At 52.4% G+C, this 21,435-nt stretch carries 11 protein-coding genes; 9 read left to right on the top strand and 2 right to left on the bottom strand.

The window, feature by feature from the left end; all coding sequences use genetic code 11:
- Positions 1 to 196 precede the first annotated feature (196 nt).
- Entirely contained in the window at positions 197 to 6,316 is a 6,120-nt protein-coding gene (locus tag HOJ95_15825) for a PAS domain S-box protein (protein ID MBT6396168.1), read from the bottom strand.
- A gap of 505 nt (positions 6,317 to 6,821) precedes the next feature.
- Between HOJ95_15825 and HOJ95_15820 the strand changes: the two genes are divergently transcribed.
- The 9 genes from HOJ95_15820 (at position 6,822) to HOJ95_15780 (ending at position 20,274) form a co-directional block, all read left to right on the top strand.
- Positions 6,822 to 8,741, top strand: coding sequence for a hypothetical protein (locus tag HOJ95_15820; protein ID MBT6396167.1), 1,920 nt, complete (start codon positions 6,822 to 6,824; stop codon positions 8,739 to 8,741).
- A 75-nt stretch (positions 8,742 to 8,816) separates the two neighbouring features.
- The gene (locus HOJ95_15815; GenBank protein MBT6396166.1) at positions 8,817 to 10,253 is read left to right on the top strand and encodes a hypothetical protein; all 1,437 of its coding nucleotides are present in this window, start codon (positions 8,817 to 8,819) and stop codon (positions 10,251 to 10,253) included.
- A 110-nt stretch (positions 10,254 to 10,363) separates the two neighbouring features.
- Positions 10,364 to 11,647 (top strand): 2Fe-2S iron-sulfur cluster binding domain-containing protein, encoded by a 1,284-nt coding sequence (locus tag HOJ95_15810; protein MBT6396165.1) that lies wholly within the window; start codon positions 10,364 to 10,366, stop codon positions 11,645 to 11,647.
- A 128-nt stretch (positions 11,648 to 11,775) separates the two neighbouring features.
- The gene (locus HOJ95_15805; GenBank protein MBT6396164.1) at positions 11,776 to 12,801 is read left to right on the top strand and encodes a hypothetical protein; all 1,026 of its coding nucleotides are present in this window, start codon (positions 11,776 to 11,778) and stop codon (positions 12,799 to 12,801) included.
- Positions 12,802 to 12,835: 34 nt separating this feature from the next.
- Positions 12,836 to 14,554: a cyclic nucleotide-binding domain-containing protein gene (locus HOJ95_15800; GenBank protein ID MBT6396163.1), complete on the top strand. Its 1,719-nt coding sequence runs from the start codon at positions 12,836 to 12,838 to the stop codon at positions 14,552 to 14,554.
- Positions 14,551 to 15,420 (top strand): hypothetical protein, encoded by an 870-nt coding sequence (locus HOJ95_15795; protein ID MBT6396162.1) that lies wholly within the window; start codon positions 14,551 to 14,553, stop codon positions 15,418 to 15,420. The genes HOJ95_15800 and HOJ95_15795 overlap by 4 nt, the downstream gene beginning before the upstream one ends.
- Positions 15,417 to 17,537 (top strand): hypothetical protein, encoded by a 2,121-nt coding sequence (locus HOJ95_15790; protein ID MBT6396161.1) that lies wholly within the window; start codon positions 15,417 to 15,419, stop codon positions 17,535 to 17,537. The genes HOJ95_15795 and HOJ95_15790 overlap by 4 nt, the downstream gene beginning before the upstream one ends.
- A gap of 74 nt (positions 17,538 to 17,611) precedes the next feature.
- Positions 17,612 to 18,976, top strand: coding sequence for an NADP-specific glutamate dehydrogenase (gene gdhA, locus HOJ95_15785; protein ID MBT6396160.1), 1,365 nt, complete (start codon positions 17,612 to 17,614; stop codon positions 18,974 to 18,976).
- 92 nt (positions 18,977 to 19,068) lie between these two features.
- The gene (locus tag HOJ95_15780) at positions 19,069 to 20,274 is read left to right on the top strand and encodes an MFS transporter (protein ID MBT6396159.1); all 1,206 of its coding nucleotides are present in this window, start codon (positions 19,069 to 19,071) and stop codon (positions 20,272 to 20,274) included.
- 85 nt (positions 20,275 to 20,359) lie between these two features.
- Here HOJ95_15780 and HOJ95_15775 read toward each other — a convergent pair whose 3' ends face one another.
- Positions 20,360 to 21,391: an OmpA family protein gene (locus HOJ95_15775; GenBank protein MBT6396158.1), complete on the bottom strand. Its 1,032-nt coding sequence runs from the start codon at positions 21,389 to 21,391 to the stop codon at positions 20,360 to 20,362.
- Positions 21,392 to 21,435 lie beyond the last annotated feature (44 nt).

Genomic DNA, 21,435 nt, shown 5'->3' with positions numbered 1-21,435 from the left:
TTTTCTCTGATTTTTCCTGCTAAAAACCTTTGTCCCACAAAGATCAGACGTGAAGGACCATTTTGGAGTTAGTAGGCATTCGGGGAATTGTTTTAACTTCTCTGAAAATATCTTTTTTTGAAAACGGGGTCGGATCTGACCTGAATAGAGTTGGGGAGGCATTAATTGAGCAAGGGGTCGACCTGGAAGGTGGGGTTTATTTGGCTGTGGAAAATATCCAGTTGATTTCTTTTTTCAGGGAGTCGATGTCGATGGGTTTTGATATAAAACCGTTTGCCCCTACCTGGATGGCCCTATCTTTATCCTCGTCCGTCACTTGGGCGGATACGGCGATAATGGGAATGTTCTGTGTGGCCGGGTTGGATTTAATTTTTTTGATGGCCTCGAAGCCGTTCATGAACGGCATTCTCAAGTCCATTAGAATGAGATCGGGGTGCGAGCGTTTCACGGCTGCTATCGCTTCCTTGCCGTTGTTGGCCGAGATAATTTCACTCGCACCCGACATGAGTAGCTTGATATAGACATGGTAGTGCTCGACATCGTCCACGATAAGAATAGATTTGTGCTCCCAGGGATCAGAGTTGGCGGGAAGGTGTTTCTCCGACAATGCTGATTTATTAGTGCCTGGAGAACTCTCCTTCGGTTTTGGCAATGCGAAGGTGAATATGCTCCCCTTGTCTATTTCGCTTTCTACCCAGATACGCCCGTTGTGGAGCTGGACCAGCTGGCGGATGAGGCTCAAACCTATACCGAGCCCCCCAGATCTTCTCTGGTAGCCACTTTCGAGTTGGTGAAAGCGCTCGAAGATGGAATCTATTTCATGTGGCGCGATGCCCAGCCCATTGTCATCCACGCTCACCCAGATTTCTCCCCCCTTGTAAAGAGTACGTACGTGAATTGTTCCTCCGTTGGGAGAATATTTTACTGCGTTGTCGAGTAGGTTGATGATTACCTGGTTGATTCTTGTCGGATCGCAAAGAACGGTTCCGCACGAAGGGTCGAGGTGGAGTTCCATGGAATGGCCTTCGGTGAGTTGAGGCGTCTGGGTTTCCACCAACTTTGTCACAAGTTCATTGATCGGGGTGGTTTCCATTTCGAGCTTCACGTTGCCAGATTCTATTCGGTCGAAGTCGAGGATATCCTCGATCAGACTAGTCAAATAATGCCCCGAATCTTTTATCTTGGGTGCTAGCATTTGTGTCATCTCATCGCCGCTATCTCGGATCAAAAGATCGCTAAATCCAACGATTGAGTTGAGGGGGGAGCGTAGCTCGTGGCTCATGTTGGAGAGAAAATCGCTTTTAGCTTGGCTTGCTGCTTCGGCCTCGGCCATGGCTAGCAGTAGTTTCGATTCGGCCTCCTTGCGCTCACGGATGTCACGGGCAATTGCCATGACATAATCTCGATCTTCAATCTGGAACAAGGAAAAAGAGACTTCGACCGGTATTTTTTTGTTATCCCTTGTTGTGCAAAAAAGCTCGCTAGAAAGAGACTCGTTCTCAGTTTCAAGAGTTCTGAAAATCTCCCTCATATTCGACATTTCGTTGGGATGGATTTTGCTGATCGGGAGTCCGTACATCTCTTTCTCGCTATAACCCAGAAGCACAGCAGCCTTTGGATTGGTCTCGACGATGCATTCATTGTGAATGTCCAGAACAAAGATGGCGTCGCTCGCAGCCCCGTAAATTCTTCTGATGCGGTCCTCGCTCTGGCGCAACGCTTCCTCGACCCTTTTGCGCTCGGTAATGTCTTGTGTGGTCCCAACTAATTTCAAGGGTTTGCCTGTTTCATCCTTTATGATTTCAGCTTCCTCGTGAATGTTGCGTACGCTGCCATCCGGGCGGACGATTCGGGCATCAAGCCGATACGGCTCTTTGTTGCGGATAGTTTCCTCCTCCGCATTATGAATGAATTCCTTATCGTCGGGATGGACGTGCCGATAATAAAGTTTATGGGGTGGAGTTTTATCCTCCGGGGAAATGCCGAAGATACGGTATAACTCATCGGACCAACTCGACTCCCCCATCTGGATGTTCCATTCCCAACTACCAATGCGGGCAATCCGCTGGGCGTTGGCAAGGCCTGCCTCGCTCTGGCGCAATGCCTCCTCGGCCTCCTGTCGCTCGGTGATGTCGCGGACGAGGGAGATTACTAGCTGCTGTCCGTTCAATTCTACTTTCCCCGTATGTAACTCGATAGGGAAAATAGTCCCGTCTTTTCTTTTGTGTGTGCTTTCAAGGGTGAGATGCCCTCCCTCTTTCAAATTTTTCCATTGGCGATTAAAACGCTCCCGGTTGAATGTGGGGGATATATCCCTCACAGACAAATTCAGAAGCTCGCTCCTTGTGTAGCCCAGGCATTCGCATGCGTGATGGTTCATGTCGATGAATCTGCCGTCAGTGTCGTGAACATAAATGGCATCCGCAGCGAAATCGATAAGGCTGCGGTAGCGCTCCTCACTTTCACGAAGGGCCTCGCCAGCCCTTTTTGTCTCCGTCAGGTCTTTTTGAATGGTGGAGGTGGCAATGAGTTCACCTTCCTCGTTGATGACCGGAGAGATGGAAATGCTCACCGGGACAAAGGAGCCATCTTTTCTCAGCCTTTCGGCCTCGAAGTGGATAGATTTTCGATCACGGGTAATTTTCGGAGTCAGGTTCAGGCCTTTTTGCGATTCAGGAAGAATCGTGTCGATTGGTTTCCCGATGATTTCCGACTCTGTGTAGCCGTAAAGTTTCTCGGCGCCTGCGTTCCAGTGGATGAACTTGCGATCGAGGTCTAATACCATGATGGCGTCGGCATTGTCGTCCACAACGCTTCGGAAAAAATTGAGGCTTCGCTGGCCTTCCTCGTGGAGGCGGGCGTTTTCTATCGCGATGGCCGCCTGTGCGGCAAAAGTTTCTACCAAGTTGAGCTCATCAGAGGTGAATTCGCGAACACCGTGTACCATGCACTCGAGTATTCCAAAGACGGCGGGGCCTGATTTTAGGGGAACGGCTAGATAGGAGCCGATGTCTGCCTCTCGCTGTTTTTCGGGATTTTTCCATAGCTCGGAGTCTCTAACATCTTCGATATAACATGGCTTTCCTGTTTTAAGTGCCGTGCCTGCGGCTCCCTGGCTGGCTAGAAAGCTCACTCGGTCTTTTGGGACCAGCATGTCGCCCCGCTCGGCGCGCAACTCGAGCATTTCACCCGCGAGGATGAACACCCTTGTGAAGGGGATGTCCAGCAACTCTGCGGCCGAGTTGGCGATGAATGAGAGAACCTCGTCGGTGTCCATGCTGGCGCTGATTCTTTGGGTCAAAGATGTCAGGGTGTCGAGACGCTGTACGTGAGTTTCTCGGAGCCTTTCGGCTTCTTTTTTCTCGGTTAGGTCTTTGTGTATGGTCGCGTTTGCAATGAATTCATCATCTTCGTTTTTAACCGGAGATAGTGTGATGTTCACCGGAACTTGCGAGCCGTCTTTTCTCTGCCGAAGGGTCTCAAAATCGATTGCTTTTCCTTCTTGAATATCGGTGTTTCTGTATTTCATGAAGTCGTTTTCAACGAAGATAGTATCGATGTTCTGTCCCAATACTTCCTCTTCGGTGTATCCGTAGAGTTTTTCCGCACCCGAGTTCCAGTGAATTATTTTCTGTTCGAGGTCAACGACCATGATTGCGTCGGTGTTGTCATCTACGACGCTTTGAAAGAATTCGCGACTGCGGTTCGCCTCCTCGTGCAGCCTGGCATTTTCTATGGCGTTTACTGCGTGGGCGGCCAGTGCGCCGAGGAGATCTAAGTCATCTTGTGAATAGGCATCGGATTTTCTGGATAAGCAGGTGATACCGCCGATGACGATATTTCCTTTTCGAAGCGGGTAGCCGGCAGCAGAATTGAGCCCTGCCTTTCTTGCCCATTCAGTGTTAATCCAGGTTGGATTACTCTGGATATTATCAACAATTATCGTTTCATTCGAAAGTACCATTTTTCCGATAAATCCTTCTCCGGGCCGAAAGACGTTTTTCATACTGACAATGCCCGATTCATAGCCATGGAAGGCTCGAAGATGAATGGTATTCGTTTCCTCATCGAGAAGGAAAATTCGGGTGGCATCTCCTTTGAGAAGATCTGCGGTGGCCTTTGCGATGCTGTCAAGAACTTCTTGCAAGTCCAGGTTTTCGGAAATCTTCTGGCCGAGAACGTTCAATGCGGATAGACGCTGGGCTCGCTCTTCAAGTGCCTGATAAAGATCGGCGTTCCGGATGGCGTAGCTCAGGTACCCAGCGATGGCGGTGAGGAGGGATTCGTGCTCAGCTGTGTAAACGCCTACCCCCTCGTCTGATACGCCGATATGGGCTATGGAACGACCTTCGAGCAGGATGGGAACGAACATGATGCTTCTAAATCCTTCTTTCGCTCGTTTCGAGGCCCACTCGGCACCGAATTCCAAAAGGTCGGGTATAATCCTTGCCTGTTTCTTCTGGTACACTTCGCTGAGTATCCATTCGTCAAAACCCTCCCGCCCTTTTAAGGCGGAAGTCCTCATGTTGGTGTCATCATTCCATTCTGCCCGAAAAGAGTTGTGCCATCCTATCAATGACGGGAAGACACATCTTTTGAAGGGAATGTAAGGTTTTATTTCTTGGATGATGGTCTCAAAGAGTTCTTCAAGTTCGAGTTTGGAGCCCACAACTCGGGCGATATTTCCGACAATTTCAAGGTGCTTGGTGCGATCACCTGCCGCTTTGAAAAGCTCGGCATTTTGGATCGCTGTGTTGAGGTGGCCGGAGAGGGAGGTGAGTAGCTCTTCTGTGTCGCGGCCGAATGCCGCCGCTTTCCGGCTGGCTAGGCGGATGAAGGCGATGCAGTCATCTCCCCGGAATATGGGAACAACAAGCGCGCTCCGGTAACCCCTCTTGAATAGGATCGCTTGGCCCCACCCATCAGAAGTGTCGGGTACATTGATTAACTTTTTTGTACGGAAAACCTCCTTAGCGAGTAATCCTTTTGGTGAGTTGGTATCTACCGAGAAGGATGAGGGAGAGTTGCCCTCTTCGTGATAATTATAAAATCCCATACCTTCATCGTTGAACCTTGCGATTCTGAGACTGTCACAATCAACCACCCGTCGGATTTCCCGTGCAATTGTCCGGAATAACTCTTCTGGCTCAAGGTTGGAACTTATCGCCTTGGTTAGTTGATCCAAGATCTCAAAGCGAAGCGCTCTCTCTTGGTTCTCCTGTGAGTGGCGTGCCTTGTCGATAGCGATAGCCACATGATCGGCAAAGGCTTGGCCCATAGAAATGCGTTGCTCATCAATTTTTTGTGGTGTTGCCCAATAGTAAAAGAGCAGACCTGTGGTTTTTCCATCGCTTATAAGCGGAAACGCGGCCAGGGCTCTATGTCCATGGTCCAGCTGAAATTTTTTCGTATTCTCGCTTAGATCGGCGGAGGTGACTACGTCGGGCGTAATTGTAGGTGTGGTCATTTCCGGATTCTGAATGTAGCGGTAGACCAGTAAATTAGGAGAAAGAGATCTACCGAATTTAACTTCACTTAAGATTTTTCTGAATTCGTCTGAAACGCCTCGGCTCACGAAGAGTTTGGGATTCTCTTCCCTGGGTTCAAACAATATGACTGTACAGCGCTCGGTTGCCATGATCCGCTCGCTCTCGGCCAGGACCATCTGTGCAATTTCGTCCACGCTTTGACCGGAAGTCATGTGCCGCACGGCATGTTCGAGACTTTCTTGGCCAGAGACGCGGGTTTGGAGCGAGTCAACCAACTGCGCCTTCTCGATGGCTATCGAGGCGAGGTCTCCGAATGCCTCGGCCAAGTTGGTTTCCTGCTCTGTGTAATCTCGGGGGGAGGTGTGATAAAGGACGAGCGTGCCGAAAGCCTCGTTCCTTATTATGAGCGGAATGGCGCAGAAGGTATGAAGGCCCATTCTGCGAATGTCCTCGGGACGGAACGCTCTGGTAACCTTAGAAAGATCGGAAAATATTTTGATCTTCTTTTCAAGAAGTGCCGTTTCGTAAAGCGGATTTGTTTCTGAAGCTTGAAGCCTTTCGAGGTGTTCGGGAAGCATGTTGTAGTCGGATAGTATTTCTCTTTTTTTGTTGCCTTCCACACGATTCTTGGCGATCATCGCGTGGTTCGCGCCAAGAACACTGCAAGCTTCTTGGCATATAGATTGGAGGACCAAAGATATATCCTCTTCAACCAGGATTTTTTGTGCGGTGGCAGCGAGGGAAGCAAAATTTGTGCTCGGCTCCAGGGTATCGTCCCCCGGCTCAGGTTTTGATTCGGTATTGATGGTTTGGTTGGGCGGGTTCATCGATAAAATCCACTTTATAGTTAATCACGTCAAAGATAAATAATACTGTATTGTCATTTTTAATTACATTGCAAATTCAAATAATTATTTGGTTATTTATTAAGAAAGCAAAGTAAATGTAGGCTAAAAAAAATATTTTTTTTGCTATGTTAGTATTTGCATAAAAGAGATATTTGTGTCTTTTAAGTTTTTTTTAAGTCTCTTGATTTTGAGCCGTATAGTCCTTTTAAGTTTCTATTTCAAGGATTGTACAAATCATATGAATAAGAAGTATATTTACAAAATTAAACCTAATCATAACTTTTCTTGCTCTTCGTTTTGCTAAAATTTGCTAGAGAATTCTATTGTTGATGATAAAAAGTTAATTTCGAAATCAAAAACACGTTTTGTAATAACAATTGTTCAATTCCTGATTGTTGGTATGTATAATAATGGTATGTTTATTTATTGATTCAGAATAATTTGAAGATTTTCTGTTGAGTTCGCAGAATAGGGAGTCTATGTAATGGTCGCCGGAACCATCCAAAAATTGATTTTGATTGCCGGAATAATTGCTGTTGCCGTTTCGGTTACATCTTTAGCTAGTTCAGAAAAAAGCATCACGACTGCGCCACCCACTGCCCGAGCCGTGAAACTGCACGAGTTTCAGCAAGTGGTCCAACAAATAACCAAAGGCAAGAGCGGTGATGATGACCTTCTCTCCGGCGAGCCTGAGAAAGATAAAGCGAAGCCGAAGAAAAAAAATGAAAAGATTGAAGATACGGCCAAGGCGGCGCACGAAGCACTTTTTGCCGAGAGTCGCTATCCATCGGCCTCGACATGCGGAACGTGCCATCCCAAGCACTATCGTGAGTGGTCGGTTTCGCAGCATTCCTACGCCCAGCTTAGCCCCCTTTACATGGCGATCAATAATTTCCTGAACGCCCGGACGAGCGGGAGCATGGGAGATTTTTGTCTGCGCTGCCACAGCCAGGTTGGTGCAAACCTCAACGAATCGCCTTCGATATCGAATCTTAAACGCCATCCCACTTCTCGCGAGGGGATAACGTGTGTGGTTTGCCATCGAATTAATTTGCCCTTTGGCAAGGTGAGTGGTCGACTCGCGCTGGTGGAAGGCGATTTGCTTCAGCCCGTATACGGTCCCTCGGGTGACAAGGAACTCAAGCGTGTCTTGAAAAATACGGACAAGTACCGAGTCGTCACCGAAGCGGACAAACCTGGCCGTAAAATTCATGTCGAGGCTAAGCAGTTTAAGACAATTTCGTCACCTGCGTTTTGTGGGACATGCCACGACGTTACGCTGTTCAACGGCTTCCGGCTTGAGGAGGCCTACAGCGAGTACCGTACCTCGCCAGCCGCCGCCCGGGGTGTCACCTGTCAGGACTGCCACATGGGAAAGGTGCAGGGTATCCCCTCAGGCTATGAGCAGGGCCCGGCCGCAGTTGTAGGTGGCGTGCCGACTGTAAAGAGAAAAATTACCAATCATTTTTTCGCTGGCCCCGACTATTCGGCCATTCACCCGGGGATTTTTCCGCACAACATCGAAGCTCAGAAAATGGCTACCCTGGCGGAATGGCTGAAGTACGATTACAAGGCCGGATGGGGTAGCGATAAATTCGAGGACAATATTCCCAAGGGATACAAATTTCCCAAGCGCTGGGAATCGGTTGACGACAGGTTTGACGCACGCGAAATCTTGGACGAGCAATTTAAAAAACTTAAATGGGCGCGCTCAAAGCGTCTTGAGGTTTATCGAAATGGCTACGGTCTCGAGGACATCAAGGTCACTCAGTCGGACAAAAGCGGCATCAGCTTTAAGGTGAAGGTGAAGAACAAAACGGACGGGCATAACACGCCCACCGGCTTCTCTGGCGAGCGCCTGGTCTGGCTGCACGTCACGGTCAAGGATCAGAGCGGCAAGGTCATCTTCCGCTCAGGCGATCCGGACCCCAACGGTGATCTTCGCGATCAAGAGTCTGCCTATGTGCACAACGGCGACCTGCCGTTGGATAAGCAGCTTTTCAACCTGCAGTCGAAATTTGTTCACATAAACGTGCGAGGCGGTGAGCGTCTTCAGGTGATTCCAATCCCGTACACGGTCACGTCACTCCCGATTGTGCGCCCAACGGTCCAGTCCCTGATTCTGACCGGAGAGCCCACGACGGAGCGCAATCATCGTAAAGGCATCGAAGCCCTCGGGCACCGATGGGCCGAATACGAAATAGATTCGGATATGCTCACCGGCAAAGGCCCGTATCAGGTCAATATTCAGCTTAAAGTTGCCCCGGCGCCAGTGAACCTGATTGCTGCGGTGCAGAGCGTTGGGTTTGACTACAACATGAGCGCGCGTGAAATCGCCGATGCGGTAGCCTCGGGGCATGAAGTTCTCTACGAGAAAAATGTGACTATCAACGTTGGTAAATAGGTTTACTCTTTTGCAAGAAAACATGGCCTGGGTATTAATTTTCAGATGAAGATGGACCGGAGGGGATTTTTTATAATGTGGAATTATCATCGTGGCTTGTCTCGCCTGCTCGCTATAGCGGCAGGTGCTGCGTTTTTTCTGGCGGTAGTATTTTCCGGTGCTGCCCAAGCGGCCAAGGCCAAGAAACTGCATCTGGGTGATTCGACTGGAAATAGTCGTCTTTCAGATAAGCCTACGAAATTTTTCGATGTATTCAACGGAGGGGTGCCCGAGCGGCCGCCTCTGCTTCTTGAGCTTGGCGACCCTTTTCTACATCAAGGGAATCTCGATCCGGGATTCGAACTAGGTACTGGCTGGGTTGTTCAGCCGCGATTGTGGGTTTTCGGAACGCTTCGATCTGCTGTCCAGTCATACGACAACGGGGTTGCTCCGGGAACGACAGAGTGGGCAAATCGCTTTGATCTCTACGCCAACCTTCAGTTGTCGGGAACCGAGAAACTTATTGTCGGTCTTCGGCCACTGGACAGGAATAAATTTACAGAATTCTCCCGATACGGGTGGAGCCCTGAGAACGAATTCAGCGACGAGACCAACGCTCGTATCCGTACCTTGTTTTTTGAAGGCGACCTGGGAAGTATTTTTTCTAATCTTGACCCTGAGGGTATGACCCCGCTCGATTACGGTTTTTCGGTCGGGCGACAGCAGCTTAACTTCCAAGACGGCATCATGATAAACGACATCGTTGATTCGGTTGGTATCGTCCGGAATAATCTCCACATGCCGGGTGTGTCGAATCTTCGTGTCACAGCTATTTACGGCTGGGGCGAGCTCGACACAAACCGGCCCGACCCCAGGGCCCAGATGGTGGGTCTGTTCCTCGCTGCAGATACGCCCAAGGTCCGGTGGGATGTGGACGGCGCCTGGGTTAAGGACAGCGGCCAGGGTAGCAGCGGCTCATTCCACTATGGTGTGTCGGCGGAGCGTCCCGTCGGTCTTTTGCACACGACCTTACGGGTGAACGGCTCCATTGCCCAGGATAAGGAAACCTCGGGCGTTGGGACGGGTGTTCTGATTTCGGGTGAGTTCAATATCACCCCGCACGGATCTGACGACAACATTTACTTCAACCCTTTCTGGGCAATTGACAATTACACGCAAGTTAGCCGCGAGCCGGTTGTGGGTGGTCCCCTGGCGACTTTCGGCATTCTCTTTGCCTCGGCGAGCCTGGGGAACTATCTCTCTGAGCTCAGTGGCGCGGCTGAGGAAGTTGTGGGTGCTGCCCTCGGGTATCAGGCGTTCTGGGATCACCACAGCAAGAACCTCACCCTTGAAGTGGCGGGCCGCCGGGATACCAGCAACGAGAGGACCAAGAACAGCGACTATGCCGCTGGCTTTCAGTATCAGCAGCGTTTTGGACGCAGGATCCAGTGGCAGGTGGATGGTTTTTATTCCATCCAGGAAAAGCGTGATAATGGCGTGGGCTTGAGAACAGAAATTCTGTACCAGTTTTAAAAAAAAACTACCGACCCTTTCATGAAAGCACACTATCAAAGGAAATTGCAGTGGCAGGCTGCTCAGATGTTTAGGGAGTGGCGAAAAGTGAATCCGGAGGGGATGAGCGAATGATTTCGGGAATCTATCAGACTGCTGGAGCGGTTATCGTGGCTGCTATTGCGGTGCAGGCTGTGCTTCTTGCGATATCATCGATACGCCGCTACGCCCAAACGAGCGCACAGCAAAATCTTGCTCTTGAGCTTTTGATGAGTAAGGTGGACCTTGCCAAGGGAATTTACAGGGAAGTCGAATCTACGGAGCACTCTTGGCCCGGTTACCGCAAATTCAGCGTTCACCGCAAGGTGGCCGAGGGTGGCGGTGTTTGCTCGTTCTACCTGACTCCACACGACGGTAAACCACTCCCCTCATTCAAGCCTGGACAGTTCGTAACTTTTAATCTTCATTTCAAGGGGAAGGCCCGCGACTCCGAAAAAGAAGTTGTCCGCTGTTATTCACTCTCCGACAGCCCTGGTCACACAGATTATTATAGGGTTTCCATCAAGAAGGTCCCGCCGCCTAGAGATAAACCGGAGGTGCCGCCGGGAATCGCTTCCAGCTTTTTCCACGAGGAACTCATTGAAGGCGATATTCTTGATGTCAAAGCACCTGCGGGTGGTTTTTTCTTGAATACTACCGGCGCCAATCCGGTGGTTCTCGTTGGGGGTGGTATAGGTATCACCCCCATGCTCAGCATGGTGAACGCCATAGCAGAATCGGGCTTGAAGCGGGAAGTATGGTTCTTCCTCGGGGTGCGCAATCAAGATGATCATGTTTTTAAGGAGCATCTCGAAGCACTTGCCATTGAGCATGAAAATATCCGACTCCATGTTTGCTACTCGGATCCGACCGAAAAGGATGTTGAGAGCAAGGATTATCAGCATGGCGAGCGGGTTGGCGTCGAGTTGTTTAAGCGCGTTTTGCCATCGAATAATTTTGATTTCTACATTTGCGGGCCGCCACCGATGATGCAATCGCTTACTGAGGGGCTCAAGGCCTGGGGTGTACCTGATTCGAGTGTCCATTTCGAGGCATTTGGGCCCGCAAGCGTGAAAAAGCCGCTGGTCGTATCCAAGGAAGAAGCAAAAAAACCCGCACCCCAGCTATCGGTGATATTTGCGAAAAGCGGCAAAACCATGCTGTGGGATCCCGATGTCGGGTCGCTTCTCGATTTCGCGCTGAACAATGGCGTCCACATTGATTCGGGCTGCCGGGCGGGAAATTGTGGAACATGTGTTACGGCGGTCAAATCGGGAGAGGTGGCATACATTCAGGAACCCGGCTCCCCGCCCGAGGCGGGCTCCTGTCTGGCCTGTATTGCGGCGCCCAAGAGTAATTTGACGCTTGATGCTTGAGTGAAGCGGCGGCGATTCTACGAATTACGTGCTGCCTTGAGTTTTTTTTGACTGACTAGTGAATTGCTCGAAACTTTCTTTTAACGTTGATAGTTAACGCTGGATTTTAAAGCTGGAAGGGTCGTCTAATGAATTCGAAAATTAAGGTTTTTGCGAGGAGTGGATGGATTTTACTCTCTGTCGTTTTTGTCATGGGGATGGTTTTTGTTTCGGCTGGTGGAGCCGAGGCCGCACCTGATCCCAAACTGGTCGCAGGCCCTGAGAATTGTGGTGAGTGCCACAAGGCGGCGGTTGAGTCATGGCGAAAGACAAAACATTTCGCGGGCTACCGAAAGTTGACCCGTCGCAAGGAAGCCAGAGCAATCGCAAAGAAAATGGGTATTAAGCGGATTAAGCGCGAGAGCCTGTGCATGGACTGTCACTTCACATCAATTATGAAAGGAAAGAGGGCCAAGCCCATTGCCGGTGTTTCGTGTGAATCGTGCCACGCGCCTGCTAAGAATTGGATTGATGTCCATCAGGACTTCGGCGGCAAGGATGCGACGAGCAAAACTGAAAAGGCTGAGCACCGCAAGGCGCGTATTGCCAAACTGGATGCGGCGGGGATGATTCGGCCCATGAATATCTACAACCTGGCTGCGAATTGCTTCCAGTGCCATACGGTGCCTTTTGAGAAACTCGTCAATGTTGGCGGCCACACCCCTGGCAGCAAGTTCGAACTCGTCTCCTGGTCGCAGGGCGAGGTTCGCCACAACTTTGTCGCCTCGCAGGAAAAAAGCAATGTCGAGGCCTCCCCTAAACGCAAGCGCGTACTTTTCATGGTCGGCAAGGCGGTGGAACTTGAATACAACCTCCGGGGCGTGGCCAAGGCGACCAAGAAGAATACCTATGCGGTGAAGATGGCTCGTCGCGCTAAGGCGGCCATGGACACCTTTAAAAAGGTGGCCGGGGCGGTTTCCACACCCGAGGTGAAAGAAATTCTCGCGGTGGCGGCGAGCGTTAAACTCAAACTCAACAACGAGGCGGCGCTTCTGGCGGCGGCCGACAAGATTTCTAAGTCGGCGCAAAAGTTGGCAGCCAGCTATGACGGTGGCAATTGGGCTGCCCTGGATTCGATGATTCCCAAGAAATATCAAGGAACGGCATCGAAATAACCATGGGCATGACTGAATTGGAAAGCGCTGACTGATGCCAGATACACCCTTAGCCATCGAGAGGCCGCAACGTTGGGACGAGCCATTCGGTCTCGACATGTCGGCTACGGATGTGGATTGGGTGTTGACTAAAGCACCTTTCGATGAGATCGATCCATCCAAGTTTCCGCCGAAGACTTCTCTCCACGATATTATCCTGAACGATACCCGCGTGATGCACTACACGGACGGGGAAATTGTGGTGCGCGAGGGGGACTATGGAAATTCTGCCTTCTTGATCATGGAAGGCTCGGTTAGTGTTTTTCTCGACGAACTGGGGACCGAAACCCTTGGCCGTCAGAAATCCGATCAAAAAGGATTTCTCCGCTCCTTGAGGCAGCTTTGGTCTAATTCTCCTCTGGCGGAATTTCGCGACATATCAAAGTACGGAAAATCCCTGGGCGCCAATATTGAGGGTGAGGGGACGAAGGCCCGGGTCTTTCTTCAGGACGTGCCCTCCCTCCTTGATAGGCATCAAACGGTTGTTCTTGAGGAGGGGACCATGTTCGGCGAAATTGCCGCACTGGGTAGAACACCCCGGACGGCCACAGTTATCGCCCAAGGCGATTGCATTCTGCTTGAAATTCGCTGGCAGGGGCTTCGCGATATTCGCCGAAGGGCGGAGGATATCCGAAATTATGTTGACCGACTCTACCGCGAAAGGAGCCTCATGGTTCATCTCATGGCGACGCCTGCGTTCAGTAATCTGAGCGAGGAGGAAATCGATATCGTCGCCGAGCATACCTTGTTTGAGACCTACGGAGAGTTTGACTGGCACGCGAGCTATAAGAAAATAGCGAACCAGTCGGCGACTGATCGTTATGCTATGGAGCCCCTCATCGCTGAGGAGGGAAATTATGCCGACGGTCTGATCATGATCCGCGCCGGGTTTGCCCATGTCACCGAAAGGGTGGATTTTGGCCAGCGGACAATTGGCTATCTTGGGCGGGGTGGGGTGTTTGGGTTTGGCGAGATTTCCCATAACTACCGGTTCGAGGAGAAGGTCAACCTGCAGAGCAGCCTTCGCGCCCTAGGCTATATTGATATCCTCCGGGTGCCGACCTCAATAATCGAAAAGTATGTCCTTCCTCATTATCCTGAGCATATGGTTCCATCGAGAATAGTCCCCCGTGGATTTGCACAATCTGCCTGGAAGGAGGAGCGCTCGGGCCAGGAGATAGCCACCGGTATCATGGAATTTTTGGTGGACAATCGCTACATAAACGGCACGGCGGCGATGATTATAGACACTGATCGTTGCACGCGCTGTGATGATTGTGTACGTGCCTGCTCGAGTGCCCACGACAACAATGCTCGCTTTGTTCGCCATGGAAAACGATTTCAAAACTACATCGTCGCGAACGCCTGCATGCACTGCGTCGATCCGGTCTGCATGATCGGTTGCCCAACTGGCGCCATTCATCGCGAATCCCATAAGGGACAAGTGGTTATCAACGACGTGACGTGTATTGGCTGTGCTACATGTGCGAACAGTTGTCCTTACGACAATATTCGTATGGTTTCCATTCGAGATGGACGAGGGGATCTGATCTTGGCCCAGAGCACGAACGTTCCCGTCGAGAAGGCTACGAAGTGTGATCTATGTGTTGATCAGCTTGGCGGCCCTGCCTGTGAGCGAGCCTGCCCGCACGATGCTCTCAAGAGAGTGGACATGCGCGAAACAGACTCGCTCATAGAGTGGATCAACAGATGATCTCTTTCTCGACTCGGCGCCTTTTCGGTCTTTCTGTGCTTCTGTTTGCCTCGGTCATCATGTTGTTTGTTTATCAGGCCTACTCCGTTACCTTGTCTCGTTCCCAGTATCTGAGCGGGTGGATGCTTTTGGCCGCGATTATGTTCCTAGCGGCTTATAACGTTCGTAAGAAGTTGCCCTTCATTCCGCTTGGCTCTTCTGCCGCCTGGCTCCAATTTCATGTGTATGTTGGGTGGTTCACGGTTTTTCTGTTTTTGATTCATGTTGAATTCCGCGTTCCGAATGGTGTTGTCGAATCTCTGCTGGCGATGTTGTACCTAGCGGTGATGCTGAGCGGTGTTTTGGGGTTCTGGATTTCGAGGGGCTATCCGCCGCGTATCACCCGGCATGATCGGGAAGACGTGGTAGAGGGTGAGAGGTCACACAGGAAATTCGGGGAAGAGTTGATCTACGAGCGCCTCCCAATTTTCTATCTCCAGGTTCGTGAGGAGGTTGAAGCGCTCGTGGTTCGCTCTGGGGAAGAATCAAAGTCCACGAGCATCGCGGATTTCTATGCCAACAGACTTCATGTCTACTTTGCAGGACCGAGAAATTTTTGGTTGCATAATATGGAGTCGAGCCGACCCCTCAATGCACTCTTGAATGATGTGCTTGTCCTTCGCAGATATCTGAGTGAGGGAGAGCAGGAGATCCTCGTCGAACTGACCGAGCTCATTCGAATTAAACATCAGTTGGATTACCAATATGCCCTTCAGGGAATGTTGAAGCGCTGGCTTTTCTGTCATATCCCCCTGACTTGGTGCCTTTTAATTTTGATGGTCGTGCACGTGGCCGTTGTTTATGCATTTTCGGTTGGTGCCTCATGATTTTTAGGTTTCAGGATTTTAAATTTGATCGGTCAAAATATGACCGGCCCAATCAGAAATGGGTTTGTGGCTGGGCTGCCGAAGGAAAGGCCTGTCCTGTCGGCCCGGACGGTGGGGGGCTGTGTATTGCTCGGTACGAATGCACACCCATTAAAAAAGGGGACCGCTGGTCCTGTGCGCGGGCAAAAGAGTTCGGTGGCAGGTGCGCCATGGGTCCAATGCCCGACGGTAGTTGCTGTAATCCGGTGCCACCCTGCCAGCCTGTAAAAAGCATTCGGGCGCGGCGCGGCGCGGTTTCCCGGTGGGCGGCGCTCCTGGTGCTGGGGCTCATGCTGCTATTCATCGCCGGGCCTGTCGGCCCCGAATTTATTTCGCCCGGCACCCTGACCTCTCAGCATCAGACAGCGGTTTCATCCTGCGGGAATTGCCATTCCACTTTCGAGGGCGGCCCGGCGGGGTGGCTTGCCGCCGCGTTCAAATCGCATTCAGGCGCTAAGGATAGTCGGCTGTGCATTTCATGCCATATTCTTGGTGAAAATAGTGGCTCCCCGCACGGCCTTTCTCCTCAATCGCTTGCCGTGATCAACAAGCGCATTGTTCAAAAAGGCAAAGCTGAGCCGGATTTGATCAATATGTTCCTGGCCGATTCGCTCGGTCTAAGAGGAGAACAAGGGCCGAACAGCACCGTCGCCTGTGCTACCTGCCACCAGGAACATCAAGGTAGGAGCGCGGATTTGACCGACATGAATGCCCGGCGCTGCCAGTCTTGCCACGCTACTCGTTTTACGAGCCTGGGTGCCGATCATCCCGAGTTTAAGAGCTTTCCCTATAATCGACGAACAAGGCTGGTGTTCGACCATGCCTCTCATCTTAATAAACATTTTCGTGGCGATGCCAAGGACAGCGCACCCAAGAGTTGTAAGAGCTGCCATCTTCCCGATCCGTCTGGCACGTATATGAAAACCAGACAGTTCGAGAGGACCTGCGCTGCATGTCATGAGGGCCAGCTTCTCGGCCAAGGCAGCGCTGGCGCCAAGGGAATTCCATTCATCACCCTGCCAGGGCTCGATGCCGAAGGGCTAAAGAAGGCCGGGGTCGATGTGGGGTATTGGCCTCGGGACGCCGAAGGAGAAGGGTTGACGCCATTTCTCAAGCTTTTGCTCTTGGCGGATCCTGAATTCAAAAAAGCCGAGGCGGCGCTTGATGATGCGGACCTTCTCGACCTTGAAAAAGCTGACAAAAGTTTGAGGGTGGCGGCAGGTCAACTCGCCTGGGCAGTTAAGAGGCTTGTTTACGAAGTTGCCGCCGAGGGCCAGAAGGCGCTCAAAGCAAGGCTTGAAAAATCGTTGGCTCGCCCGCTTGGCGCTGCCGAGCTATCTCGCCTGAGCGCGCAGCTTCCCGTTGGGGTGATGCGGGGAGTGATGGCCACTTGGTTCCCGAATCTCGTTGGCGAAATTGAGCGGCACAAGGATGGAGAACCGCCTAAAAAAGAAAAGGAAGGTGAAGAAAAAGAGCCCGAGGAAAAGGAAGAGGTGGAGCTTCCCTCGCCTGAGGAAGTAAGTGTTGTGGGTGGGTGGTACGAGCAGGATTTTACCCTTCACTACCGACCCTCGGGCCATGAGGATCGCTTTATGCGCGGGTGGATGGATTTGACCGCCAGTGGTGCGGCTGGAGGCGGCGCGCGCGAGGATATTTTCAAGACGCTTACCGGGAAAAAATCACCCGGCTATTGCGTCAAGTGCCATAGCATCGACAAAGCGGGGGAAAAGGCCTTGAGAATTAACTGGCGGGCGAAGGGTCCGGCATCGAATGTCAGGAGTTTTACCCGCTACCGCCATTCCCCGCATTTTAGTCTTCTCGATGAGAAAGGTTGTCTCTCTTGTCACAGGCTCGACCCTGAGGCGAAGTACCTCGAAGGTTTCAAGGACTTTAATCCCAGTGCTTTTGCGAGTAACTTCCAGCCCGTCGAGAAGGCCGTGTGCGCCTCGTGTCACACGAAGAACGGGGCTTCGGATAAATGCCTCACTTGCCACAACTATCACATCGGCGAGGTACGGTACGCACTCGCCAGCGCACCCATGCACATGCCGAAGGCGCCGGGCACTGCCCGAAAATAAAGAGCAGGGCGCTTGATTTTCTTGAGTTCTGAAATTTTTTGAGTGGTTTACTAAAATAAAATAAGGAGCGCCTGATGACCGCTGCCGCAGAGACTCAAAGCAATCAAGAAATTGACAAATTCATGAATGGGCTAATCAAGCGGAATCCGGGGGAGCCTGAATTCCACCAGGCAGTTCAGGAAGTGGCCAACACGATTATCCCTTTTACGCTTGAGCATCCCGAATATAGAAAGGCTCAGATTCTAGAGCGAATGACCGAACCGGACCGAATCGTTATTTTTCGCGTTACTTGGGAGGATGATGAGGGGAATTTTCGGGTGAACCGCGCCTGGCGGGTGCAGTTCAACAACTCGATAGGCCCCTATAAGGGGGGGATGCGCTTTCATCCCTCGGTGACGCTCAGCGTTCTTAAATTCCTGGGGTTTGAGCAGGTCCTAAAAAACAGCCTGACGACGCTGCCCATGGGCGGCGGCAAGGGCGGCTCGAATTTTAACCCCAAGGGCAAGAGCGACGCCGAGGTAATGCGCTTTTGTCAGTCGTTAATGATCGAACTCTTTCGCCATATTGGTGAGGATACCGATGTTCCAGCAGGCGATATAGGCGTTGGCGCCCGCGAAATAAGTTTTCTGTTTGGCCAGTACAAGCGGCTCGCCAATCGCTTCACGGGCATCCTCACCGGCAAGGGCCTTGCCTTTGGCGGCAGCCTCGTGCGCACCGAGGCGACGGGTTTTGGCTGCGTGTATTTTATGGAGAATATGCTCGGTGCCAGGGGAGACTCGTTAGAGGGAAAATCTGCTGTCGTCTCTGGCTCGGGCAATGTTGCCCTCTATACCATCGACAAGCTTAACCAGCTTGGTGCCCGGGTGCTTACGGCCTCGGATTCGGGTGGGTTTATCCACGACCCAGCGGGAATTGACGGCGAAAAGCTCGAATGGCTCAAAGATCTCAAGGAGGTTCGCCGCGGGCGTATTTCGGAGTATGCCGAAAAATTTGGTTGCACCTACCACGAAGGCGAGCGCCCCTGGAATGTGCCATGTAACCTGGCCTTCCCCTGCGCCACACAGAATGAAATTAACGCAGAGCAGGCCAAGGCGCTTGTTGCCAACGGTGTCATGGGCGTTGCCGAGGGCGCCAACATGCCGACTGAACTAGACGGTGTGCATGCCTTCATGAACGCAAAGATAATCTATGGGCCAAGCAAGGCATCGAACGCTGGTGGGGTCGCCGTCTCGGGTCTTGAGCAGAGTCAGAACTCGCTTCGTATCTCCTGGTCGCGAGAGGAGGTTGATAACCGTCTCAAGGACATCATGAAGAGCATTCACGAGAAATGTGTGACCTATGGCGAGGAGGGCGGCGGCTACATCAACTACGTTAAAGGCGCTAACATCGCGGGCTTCGTCAAGGTGGCAGATGCCATGGTGGCCTACGGCGCGGTCTAGCGGTGGCGGGGTGCATCTGAGATAATGGTTCTTTAGGGCCCGGAATAATTGTCTATCCCTGCGCGCGGAATCGCCGCCGGGTGGAGGCGTTTTTGTCTAACGATAATCCAGAGGCCGGGGAGGCTTCCGCTTCCCCGGATTTCAAGAAAACCGCGTTTGCCACCCTGATATTCTCTCATGCCATCAACGACATGTCGGGTGCTTTCTTTGCACCCCTGGCTCCGCTCATCGCAAAAGAATTTGGTCTTACCCTGACCGCCATTGGGCTCATCATGACGATTCGCTCGTTCGCGGGCTCGCTTCCCCAGACTTTGTTTGGCTGGCTGACCGACCGCCACCCGAGTCGGTGGTGGCTCCTTTCCACCCCGCTCATTGTCGGAATCTCGAGAACCATTATTGGGTTTGCCTCGGGATTTTGGAGCTTGACTGCCATGCTCTCGGTAGGCGCCCTGGGCGCCGCTTGCTACCACCCTGCGGCTGCCTCGATGGCTCGCGACATATCGGCTGGCAGGCGCGGGCTCGTGATGTCTATCTATGTTGCCGCCGGACGTATCGGGCATGCCATGGGCCCTATTATCGCGCTCACGCTCGTCTCGTTGCTGGGGCTTCGTGGCCTGGTCTTCGCTGTGAGCTTTTATGCGCTTTCGGCGGCGGCGCTCGCCCGGTTCGCACCCAGGCCCACCAGGCAGGAGGCCCCTCCGAGCGAAAAAGCCCCCTCGAAATTCCACCGAGAAAATTGGCGGCCCCTGGTGATTCTTTACGTCACGACAATTTGCAGGAACATGGTGATGGTCAATCTCTACGGTTTTTTGCCCCTTTATTTTGCGGCCAAGGGAGGGGCGCTCTGGGAGGGAGGCGGGGCGCTCACCTTGTTGCTTGTCTCAGGCGCATCGGGCGGCATCGTTGGCGGCTGGCTCTCGGATCGCTTCGGAAGAAAGACGGTCATCGTTCTTTCGGCGGCGGCTGTCGCTCCGTTGGTCCTACTTTTCTTGCGCGCCGAGGGTATTTTTCAGTTTGCCCTCATCCCTCCGCTCGGTGTATTCACCCACGCTGCCATGGGGGTGCGCATGGCCTATGCCCAGGAACTCATGCCGGGCAGTCCGGCTCTTGCTGCGGGAATCATGCAGGGAGGCAACTGGTTCATCTCGGGCGGGACTCTTGCTGCCACTGGTGCCATTGGCGACATATGGGGTCTTGAGTTTGCACTGGGGCTACTGGCGGCCGTCGCGGCGCTTGAGTTTGTCATTTCACTTGCTTTGCCCAAGGAGGTGCGCGGAGCCGCCAAAGTGGGGGCCTGATAGGCCCGTGTGACTACCTACCTCAGAATACATCTGGCGCAGTCTTGATGATTTTTCCCTACGCTCAAAACGGCGGGGCCCCTCTTTAGTTTTTCCCTTGCTTGCGGTTCATGAGGATTTCTATTCGGCGATTACGGGCGCGGCCCTCCGCTGTCGCGTTGTCGGCGACGGGGTGGTGGAAGGCATATCCGGTGGCCGAGAGACGAGCGGGCGCTATGCCCTGGGCCTCAAGGCGCCGCACGACTGCAATGGCGCGGGCGGCGGATAGCTCCCAGTTCGATGGGTAGCGGCGGGCGAGGCCGCCCCGGATGGGCAGGTTATCGGTATGGCCCTCAACGCGGATATTCCGATTTCGCTGGTTCTTGAGAGCAGAGGCAATGCGGTCGAGGGCCTCAAGCCCCGCATCCCTTAGCTCGGCGCTCCCCATGTCGAACAGAAGTTTATCGACAATTTGGATTTGGAGCGTTTCCTTTGTCTTGTGAAGGGAGATGATCTGGTTATTGTACTTGCGCGTTAGTTCGGCGAGCGAGGCCTCAAGCATTTGCGCCCTCTTGGCTTCCTCTTGCGCTTTTTGAGAGACGCTCTTGGCTCGCGCCAGCGTAGCACGGCGCTTTTCCTCTGCCGTGGCGAGAAGTTGACGCGTTCGGGTAAGTGTCCGGCGGTTTTCGGCCGCCGAGGAGGATGTCCCGGCGAGGGCGTCTCTGAGCTCAGCCAGCACCTTTTCGCTCTTTTTTGATTTTTCCTTGAGCGCGTCGTGCTCTTTTCTCGTTTCGAGAAGTGTCGAGTTTATCTCGGCCAGCGCAGCTTTTTTTTCCTGCTCAAGATCAGCGACTTTTTTCCCCAGTGCTTCTGTGGCCTGTTTTCCTGCCTCGCGTTCATTGGCGAGGGCCGCGTTGTGTGTTTTTTCGACCTCGGCGAGACGTGTAGTGGTGCTCGATAGTTTTGCCTTTAGTTGTACGGTGGACCCGCGCTCGCGGTTAAGAGCGGCCTTGCTTGAGGCGAGCGTGCTATTGGCGGCCTCAAGGGCAAGACTTCTTTCATGGGACTGGTAGGCGAGGAATCCTCCGCCAGCGAGAAGGACGGCGATGATAAGCAGGGACAGCGTGCGGTTTCCCATGGCAAGACACCTCATCGTAGGGGAAGAGGAATTCGAAAAAGAGC

This window comes from Nitrospinaceae bacterium, assembly GCA_018669005.1.
Classification (GTDB): domain Bacteria; phylum UBA8248; class UBA8248; order UBA8248; family UBA8248; genus UBA8248.
The sequence above is the reverse complement of the archived record's forward strand: the minus strand, read 5'-3'. Positions and strand labels throughout refer to the sequence as shown.